1 pseudogene is annotated in these 509 nt (G+C 45.4%); it reads right to left on the bottom strand.

From position 1 onward, the window contains the following. A pseudogene (locus R8N49_RS30680) lies at positions 1–509 on the bottom strand (NAD-glutamate dehydrogenase domain-containing protein); the annotation flags it as partial.

The raw sequence follows: 509 nt of genomic DNA, 5'->3' as shown, positions 1-509 counted from the left end.
GCTTTGGCCTTTTTCGCTGCCTTTATGTTTTGGATCGAAACGTTTAGCAAATAGGTTAACCAAGCCAGTAGCTAAATCAGGGTAATGGCTTAGTGTATCTTCAATGTATTGTTGGCTGAATGGGAAACCAACTTGACGCATGTAGCGCGCGTAAGCACGTAGAATCGAGATTTCACGACCAGATAACGAAGCACCCAGTACCAAACGGTTGAAACCATCACTTTCTAGATCCCCTGCCCAAATCGCTGCAAATGCTTGTTGGAAACGATCACGAGCTTCGCGAAGATCAACGGTTTTGTCGCTCTTATGCAGCATTGAGAAATCTAGGATCCAGAATGTCTGGCCATTGTTTTTCTCGATCTCGTAAGGAGATTCACCAATCACGCGTAGACCCAAGTTTTCCAACATTGGCATTACGTCTGATAGATGGATTGGCTCGTCACGATGGTAAAGTTTTAAGCGAACCGCTTTCGAATCCGTTGGAACTTCCTGCGGACGGTAGAAAAGCA

The sequence above is a fragment of the Vibrio sp. 1978 genome, assembly GCF_033344345.1.
Note: the sequence above shows the minus strand (reverse complement) of the source record. Positions and strands in the feature narration are given on the sequence as shown.